At 61.6% G+C, this 7,148-nt stretch carries 7 protein-coding genes; 4 read left to right on the top strand and 3 right to left on the bottom strand.

The genetic code is table 11. The annotated features are described in order from the left end of the window. A partial coding sequence (locus tag QZ213_RS21930; protein ID WP_291688186.1) for a quinoprotein relay system zinc metallohydrolase 2 occupies positions 1-733 on the top strand: 733 nt, incomplete at its 5' end. Positions 734-813: 80 nt separating this feature from the next. Continuing rightward, positions 814-1,650, top strand: coding sequence for a quinoprotein dehydrogenase-associated SoxYZ-like carrier (locus tag QZ213_RS21925; protein ID WP_291688185.1), 837 nt, complete (start codon positions 814-816; stop codon positions 1,648-1,650). Between the two features lie 123 nt (positions 1,651-1,773). Here QZ213_RS21925 and QZ213_RS21920 read toward each other — a convergent pair whose 3' ends face one another. Further along, complete coding sequence (locus QZ213_RS21920; protein WP_291688188.1) at positions 1,774-2,118, bottom strand: hypothetical protein; 345 nt, start codon at positions 2,116-2,118, stop codon at positions 1,774-1,776. A 380-nt stretch (positions 2,119-2,498) separates the two neighbouring features. Here QZ213_RS21920 and QZ213_RS21915 point away from each other — a divergent pair, with 380 nt between their 5' ends. Both QZ213_RS21915 and QZ213_RS21910 read left to right on the top strand, forming a co-directional pair. Continuing rightward, on the top strand, positions 2,499-3,278 hold the full coding sequence (locus QZ213_RS21915) for an ATP-binding cassette domain-containing protein (RefSeq protein ID WP_291688184.1): 780 nt from the start codon (positions 2,499-2,501) through the stop codon (positions 3,276-3,278). Beyond that, positions 3,275-4,120: an ABC transporter permease gene (locus tag QZ213_RS21910; RefSeq protein WP_291688183.1), complete on the top strand. Its 846-nt coding sequence runs from the start codon at positions 3,275-3,277 to the stop codon at positions 4,118-4,120. The genes QZ213_RS21915 and QZ213_RS21910 overlap by 4 nt, the downstream gene beginning before the upstream one ends. A gap of 21 nt (positions 4,121-4,141) precedes the next feature. On the opposite strand, the gene QZ213_RS21905 is transcribed toward QZ213_RS21910, so the two are convergent. Further along, a complete protein-coding gene (locus tag QZ213_RS21905) occupies positions 4,142-6,514 on the bottom strand; it encodes a TonB-dependent receptor (protein ID WP_291688187.1) in 2,373 nt (790 codons plus the stop codon). Positions 6,515-6,702: 188 nt separating this feature from the next. Continuing rightward, on the bottom strand, positions 6,703-7,148 hold a 446-nt coding region (locus QZ213_RS21900), incomplete at its 5' end, for an ATP-binding protein (RefSeq protein WP_291688182.1).

Below are 7,148 nucleotides of genomic sequence, written 5' to 3'. Positions count from 1 at the left end.
TGCGGTCATCGATACCGGCGGCAGCGCGCGCGAAGGCGCGCGCCTGCTTGCCGCGATCCGCGCGGTCACGCCGAAGCCGGTTCGCTATGTCGTCAATACCCACATTCATCCCGACCATATCTTTGGCAACGCCGCGTTCGCAGGCGAGGGAACCATCTTTGTTGGGCACAGGAATTTGCCGCGCGCGCTGGCGGCGCGGGGCGAGTTTTACCTGAAGGCATTTCGCGGGCCGCTCGGCGATGCACTGATCGGCGAAGTTAGGATTGTTCCGCCCACGCTGCTCGTCGACGACGAAATGCAGATCGATCTCGGCCGGCGAACATTAACGCTCAAGGCCTGGCCGCCCGGACATACCGACAATGACCTGACGGTCTTCGACAATGCAAGTTCTACCCTGTTCGCGGGCGATCTTCTGTTCGTCGAGCATGTTCCGGTGCTCGATGGCAGCATTCGGGGCTTTCTCGCCGATCTCGACGTGCTGCAGCGCACTCCCGCGGCACGCGTTGTTCCCGGACATGGCCCCATCGTCAGCGACTGGCGGGGCGCCGTCAAGGACGAGCAACGCTATTTCGAAAGCCTTGTCACGGAGGTGAGGGGCCTCATCCGCAAAGGGATACCACTGACCGAGGCGGCCCGGGAGGCCGGCAGAGGCGAACAGGCGCGGTGGAAATTGTTCGACGAGTACAGTTCGCGCAACGTCATCGCAGCGTTCGGTGAACTTGAATGGGAATGATGATCTCCGCTCGGCGGCGCAGCTTGCTGCCCGTAGCCATTTCAGATAAGTTTCCCTCTGCTTGGAAAGGGAATTCGATCATGTCGATTTTTTCCAGAGTGATCGTTCCGGCCTTGATGGCCGCGATTTTTCTCGCAGCGCCGGCGGCGGCGTATGCACAGGCTGCCGGTGCCGGCCAGGATCAGCCTTCGGAGGAAACCTGGAACAGCATCAAGGGCGATATCTTCAAGAACCGTCCCATCCTCGATGGCTCCGGCCTGGTGGTGCTCGATGCGCCCAAGCGAGCGGAGGATTCCGCCATCGTGCCGATCGGGATGCGGGTTGACTTCGCCGGTGACGACAAGCGCACGCTCAAATCCCTGACGCTTGTCATCGACGAAAATCCCGCGCCGGTCGCCGGCACGTTTACGATCGGCCCGCGTTCCGGCGTGACCTCGATCTCGACGCGGGTCCGGGTCAACAGCTACTCGTATGTACGCCTCGTCGCCGAACTCAGCGATGGCCAGCTCTATGGTGTCAAGGCTTTCGTAAAGGCGTCGGGCGGCTGCTCGGCGCCGGCCGCGTCCAACAGCGACGCCACCAAGGCGATGCTCGGGCAGATGAAGTTCCGCACGTTCCCGCCCGGTTCCGGTACGTCGCCCGAAGCCCAGGTCATGCTGCGCCACCCACAGAACTCGGGCCTGCAGATGGACCAGGTGACGCGGCTCTACATACCGCCGTTCTTCATCGAGGACCTCAAGATCTGGCAGGGCGACGACCTTGTCGTAGCGATGGACGGCGGAATCGCGATATCGGAAGATCCGAACATCCGGTTCAACTACAGGCCCAATGGTGCCGGCAAGTTTCGCGTCGAAGCCGTCGATACCAGCAAGGAAATGTTCAGGGACGAGTGGTCGATCGAGAAATCGATGCTGTAGCGGCACAGCCTGAACCTAATCGGTTCCGATGGAATCAGAACCGAGCCTTTATTTCTTCTGTTTGATGCGTTTTCTTCGCGAACCGGTGTCCACTTCGCCCTAAACGTCATAAGGAAAGTCGGATTAAAAGCAGCGCACTTCCGCTTCCGCCTGCGCCCGGCGGAAATCCTGCACCGCAAGCTTGGCTTGCTCGGTCGATCGAAATTCGGAACCGATGGGCCCGGTGACCTGCGACATCGAAAGGATTGTCTCGGTGGTCACGTAACGCTCGTAGGGGATGATCGACGCAATCACGTCGATGGAACAGGAACATTTTTGCAGGAGTTCCTGCGTTTCACCGTTGGCCTTCATGCAGGCGAAAACATACTCAGCGCGCGCCGACGTCGGATAGTCATTGAGATCGTCGGCTCTTGCGCTCGCCGTCGCGGCGACGATCGAGGCCGCGAGAAGGGCGCTTGATCGGAACAAGTTGGTCAAGCAAGCCATCTTCACGCCTTTCGCGCTGCCGCCCCCGCGCCCGACACGGGCGACGAAGCCCTGGCCTATGCCATCTCTCATCAATGGAATGCCGAACGTTCGATGCGCTGCAACACGAACATGCAAGGTTCGGAGATTGCGTGTGCCAGCTCAAATAATTTGTCAGGATCGCCAATCCGGGTCAAGCTTGGGACGGTGAAGCTTGCCGCGGGCAGCGCGGCAGGCTAAATCGCCGACATTGAACCCAAAGGCCTGCGCGTCGGAATGACCAGCGTGACGTATTTCATCGGCGCTCGACGGTACGGCGCACCGGGTTCCGAAATATCTGCCTGTCGGTCTTGCGGACCGGAACGGGACTTTCGGGAATGGTGATGACGCCATTCGAACCTGCTCAGACCCCCGCCCTTGAGATCGACCACGTCAGCCATCGCTACGGTCCGAGGGTGGCGGCGCTGGACGATGTCAGCCTGACGGTCAAGCAGTCGTCCTTTACCGTGTTGTTGGGATTGAACGGCGCCGGGAAGTCGACGCTGTTTTCGCTGATCACACGCCTCTATGCGATACGATCGGGTCAAATCCGCATCTTCGGCCACGACGTTGGGAGCGAACCGGGTGCGGCCCTAAGCAAGCTTGGCGTGGTCTTTCAGTCCCGCGCGCTCGATATCGACATCTCGGTGCGCCAGAACCTGATGTATCACGCCGCGCTGCACGGCATCGCCAGCAGCCGGGCCAGGGATCTGATCGCGCAGGTCCTGGATCGCGTGGCGATGGCCGATCGCAGTCAGGATCGGGTCGGCAATCTCTCGATCGGGCAGATGCGCCGCATCGAGATTGCGCGAGCGCTGCTGCACCAGCCCCGCCTGCTTCTGCTGGACGAACCGACGGTCGGCCTCGATATCAAGGCGCGCGCCGACATTCTCGATCATGTTCGCCGGCTGTCGACGGTGGAGGGTATCGGCGTGCTCTGGGCGACGCATCTGATCGATGAAGCAAGTAGCGGCGACGACGTGGTGGTCCTGCACAAGGGCAGGGTTCTCTCCCACGGTGCGCTCGGCGAGGTCGTCCGCGGATCCGGCGGCGCCGATCTGCGCGACGCGTTCAACCGGCTGACCGGGGCTGCCGACCAGAGCGAACTGGAAGCCGCCAGATGACCGCCATCTCGGAAGCCACCGACATGCACCATTTTTCGCCGGCGCAATATTTCATCTGCCTCAAGGGCATCGTCTGGCGCGAAGCCCTGCGCTTCATCCACCAGCGCGAACGCTTCGTCTCCGCGCTGGTGCGCCCGCTGGTCTGGCTTTTCATTTTTGCCGCCGGATTTCGTCAGGTGCTCGGCGTCTCGATCATCCCGCCCTACGAGACCTACGTCCTCTATGAGGTCTACATCACCCCCGGGCTGATCGCGATGATACAGCTTTTCAACGGCATGCAATCGTCGCTCACCATGGTCTATGACCGCGAAACCGGCGGCATGCGCACGCTTCTCGTCAGCCCGTTCCCACGCTGGTGGCTGCTCGCCTCGAAACTCCTGGCGGGCACGCTGGTATCCGTGCTGCAGGCCTACGCCTTCCTGCTGATCGCCTGGTTCTGGGAAATCGAGGCGCCGCCGCTGGGCTATCTGGCGCTGCTGCCGGCGCTGCTGCTCAGCGGATTCATGCTCGGAGCCCTGGGAATGCTGATCTCGTCGCTGATCAAGCAGCTCGAGAATTTTGCCGGCGTCATGAATTTTGTCATTTTCCCGATGTTCTTTGCATCCTCGGCGCTCTACCCGCTATGGCGTGTCAAGGAATCCAGTCCGCTGCTGTATTATATCTGTGAAGCCAATCCCTTCACGCATGCGACCGAGCTGATCCGCTTTGCGCTCTATGAGCAGGTCGCGTGGGTCTCGCTGGCGGTCGTTGTCGGCTGTACCGTCGCGTTTCTGTTTGGTGCGATCCTGGCCTATGATCCGGCGCGCGGCTTCTTGGCCCGCCGCAATAATCCGGGCGGCTGAAAAAGAGCTGCTGCCGGAACTTCAGAAGGTGGCTTTCACGCCGGCGTAGAAAGCCCGCGGGCGCGCCGGGCTGATCGAGCGCGGATCGGTGAACGGCGCGCCGCCATTGGCGAAATTGGGGACGGCGCCGGTATCGAAGAAGGTGCCATAGGTCGCGTAGCGGTTATCGAAGATATTGTCGGCACGGGCGTAGATCTGGAAGGTCTTGTCGATCTGATACGAGGCGTGCAGGTTGAAAACCGCATAGGACGACAGTCGCTGGGCCTGGTTGGATTCGTCGCCGACGAAGTATTGACTGTCGACGAACAGGGCGTCGCCGCCGATCTTGAACGCGTCGGTGACCGAATAGTCGAAGCCGGCCTTGATCCGGTTGCGCGGAATCGCCGGAATCCGATTGCCCGGAAGGATCTGGACGTTGCCGTTGACGTCGGCGAAGGGACTGTTGGAACCGACCTGAAGCGAATCGAGGAATCGCGCGTCCACTAGCGCATAGCTGGCATAGAGCTGCAGCGTGCTCGACTTGAGACTGACTTCGGCCTCGATGCCCTGGCGGCGGGTCGAGCCGACGTTCTGGAAATAGCCGAATCCCTGCAGGACGGGACTCGGAATGGCGAGGATATCGTCGGTGTTGGTTGCACTGAAAGCTCCAAGCTTCCATCCGAGCGTGCCGATGTTGAGGTCCCTGGTGCCGCGCAGGCCGGCTTCCACGGTTCGGGACACGACCTGCTTCAGTGGCGGATCGGAGACCAGGAAGGCCGCGATGATGCAGGGATGCGCCGGATCGGCGCAGCCCAGCTCCAGCGGGGTCGGCGCACGGTTGGCTTCGGAATAGCCGGCATACGCCGTCAAACCTGACGTGATTTTATAGGTTGCGCCGACGATCGGATTGAAGCGCGTGTAGGTATCCTGGCCGTTCAGCGCACTGCCGATCTGGTCTTCCAGCCTGATGTTGGCGACATTGAACCGGCCACCCGCCGTGATCGAAAACGCGTTGGTGACGTCAAAGGTGTCCAGCGCGTAAAGACCGGTATATTGACTGGTGGCACGAAGCGCGACCGGACCGATCGAAACGGGATCGCCGGATTGGCCGAGAAATATTCCGCTGCCGCTGACGACAAAGTTCGGACCGATGGTCCCCAGCTCCGCGCTGGCCGTGAAGCGGGTGACGCTGGAGTCGAAGCTGGTTCCGACCACGAAATGATTGTCGTGACCGAACAGCTGATCGGTATTGGTTGCCTGCAACGACAGGCCGGTCGTGGTCGAATGGGTCGTGGTTCGGTCACTCTCTCCCAGAACCGCTCCGGGATTGAAGGGATTGGCGAGCTGGGCTCCATTCAGGCCATTTGCCGGCGTGCTGCCGTCGCCGAAGCAAAGCAGCGTCGAGTCGGCCGCGCAGGGCTGGGTGCCGGTCGGATTGGCATCGAGCATCTTTTGATCGAAGACCCGCACATGCGCGGAGCCGTCAATGGTCCAAGTCGGCGTCGCCTCGACCTTTCCGGTCAGATTGACATAGCCGACGCGGTTTTCCGTGATCTGTGGCGAGGTATAGGAAGCCCCCCAATATGGCTGGAGCAACTCGACAGGCGCGGTCGCGGTCGCGCCGAAATGGTTATCGGCCGCGCCCATGTTGAGATGGAACTCGCTGCTGTCGTTTTTGTAACCGACATCCCCGTAGAAACGGCGAACGTCCGATGCTGAAAAATTGCGAAATCCGTCATCATGCAAGCCTTCGAGCGCACCATAGACGGCAAAATTATCGACCTGCTTGCCCCACTGTGCCGAACTCTGGATGCGTCCGAACGAGCCGCCCATCGTATCGATCTCGGCGCCGTGATAGTTGAAGCCGTCCTTCATCTGCACGTTGACGGCCCCACCCAGCGCATTCAGGCCGAAAGCGGGATTGTTGGTCACTACGGTGACTGATCTGATCGCGGCGGTCGGGATCAGATCCCAGTTGACGGTGTCGCCGAACGCTTCGTTGACCCGCACCCCGTTCTGGTAGACCGCGAGCCCCTGAGGGGTGCCGGCCACAGGGGAGGCGACGAAGCCGCGAAACTGCACGTTGGGCTGGAAGGGATTTCCGGCAACCTCATTGACGACGATCCCTGGCACGTATTTTTGCAAGGCGTCGCCGATGTTCAGCGAACCGGTGTCCTTGATCTGACTGGCGTCGACGAGGTTGAGGCTCGCCGGGATCTTATCGGGATTGATGCCCGCGCCGGAAATGGGCGTGGTCGGGTAGACCACGAGCCTGGGTATTGTCCGGGCGGTGCGGGTGGCATTGTCGGTGCGACCACGTTTGACGCCGGGTTTCGTGCCGGTCACGACAATCGGCGGCAGCTTCTGGGCTTCCGGCTCCTCTTGGGCATGAGCAAAATCGCGCCCCGAAAACATGCCGAGCGATATCGGCACGATCGATATCGTCGCGATAAGTAGCGATCGAGCGCCCACCTGTCCCACCCCATTCCGCTGCGGCTCTTTCGGCCGGCTGGCTGGGGGGATGCTAGGGGATCGCCGCCCGATCGACATCGGGAAAGTTAGGTCGCGCGATCGGGAAAAAATCCCGGTGGCCCGTCGTGATTTTAGCTCGGTTGAAGCACCTGGGATTGTCGAATTCCGCAGGGCACCAGGGCTTCCACGGTGACGCCGTGGTTCGTCGACGCCACGGTCATGCTGCCGCCCAAGGCCAACACTCGCTCGCGCATGCCGAGGATGCCGAACCCCTGCTTGTGATCGGCCGGCAGGCCGGCGCCGTTGTCGCGTACGCTGACCATGATCGCCTCCGTCTCGGCGGCTCCCGCGGCCCGGGTTGCCGCCGGCTCGACACGGATATCGACATGGGTCGCACCGGCATGTCGGAAGACGTTGGTGAGGGCTTCCTGAATGATGCGATAGATCGTCAGTTCCGCCGTCTCGCCGCGCGAGCCCAGTGACGGCGAAATCGAGGTCTTGATCTCGACACCGGGATGGGCTTCCCGCCACAGCCGCATCAGCGCAGCAAGCGCGTCGGCCAGCCCGAGCTCCGCCA

It is taken from the genome of Bradyrhizobium sp. (genome assembly GCF_017881085.1).
In the GTDB taxonomy this organism is placed as follows: Bacteria; Pseudomonadota; Alphaproteobacteria; order Rhizobiales; family Xanthobacteraceae; genus Bradyrhizobium.
The sequence above is the reverse complement of the archived record's forward strand: the minus strand, read 5'-3'. Positions and strand labels throughout refer to the sequence as shown.